The sequence below is a fragment of the Novosphingobium sp. TCA1 genome (assembly GCF_009811895.1).
In the GTDB taxonomy this organism is placed as follows: Bacteria; Pseudomonadota; Alphaproteobacteria; order Sphingomonadales; family Sphingomonadaceae; genus Novosphingobium; species Novosphingobium panipatense_A.
In genome coordinates, this window is sequence record NZ_BLJH01000125.1 from 1 (window position 1) to 773 (window position 773).

General features: G+C 60.9%; 1 protein-coding gene. It reads right to left on the minus strand.

The genetic code is table 11. The features are described 5' to 3' along the window. Position 1 precedes the first annotated feature (1 nt). Positions 2 to 667 carry a hydrolase gene (locus tag NTCA1_RS28350; RefSeq protein WP_159832505.1) on the minus strand — a complete coding sequence of 222 codons (666 nt, stop codon included), beginning with the start codon at positions 665 to 667 and terminating at the stop codon, positions 2 to 4. Between the last annotated feature and the right edge of the window lie 106 nt (positions 668 to 773).

The following is a 773-nucleotide window of genomic DNA, read 5'->3' on the forward strand; positions in this document are numbered from 1 at the left end:
CTCAGTGACCGCCCTCGGATGCGCCAAACATGGTCTTGGCGTAATTGATGCCGATACCGTAGGCGCCGCCCCACTTCTTGGCGATTCCGGTGGTGCTGTCGTAAGTTTCGGTGCGGGCCCAGTCGCGCTGGAGTTCGAGCAGGTACTGGAGCGAGGTCATCGGCACGGCGCCGAGCTGGATCATGCGCTCCACGGCGCGCTCATGGGCTTCGGTGGAGATGTCGCCGCAGGCATCGGTGATGACGTAGGCCTCGAAGCCCTGGTCGATGGCCGAGGCGACCGGGCCGACGATGCAGACCGAGGTCCACAGGCCCGCAAAGACGATGCGCGGCTTGGCGATGCGGTTGATTTCCTCGATCACGCCTTCGTCTTCCCAGGTGTTCATGCTGGTACGGTCGAGCATCGGCTGGCCTTCGAAGGCCTCGGTGATCTCGTCGAACATGGGGCCGGAGAAGCTCTTCTCGGCAACCGTGGTGAGGATGGCGGGAACATTGAAGGACTTGGCGCCGCGCGAGATCAGGGCGGCATTGTTGCGCAGCAGCTCTGCCGAGATCGACTTGGTGGCAAAGGCCATCTGCGACTGGAAGTCGATCAGCGCGTGATTGTCAGGCGAGATCAGCGACTTGCCGGGGGTTGCAGTGGCGGTGGGGATCGTGGTGGCGGTCATCGGTAAGCTCCTGTCGTTGTCTGGTGAAGCTGTTTTTGCGCCAATTCGTGCATCGGTGTAGCTGGATAAAATGGAGAAAATTGTTCGATGAAGTTGAAAAGTTGGC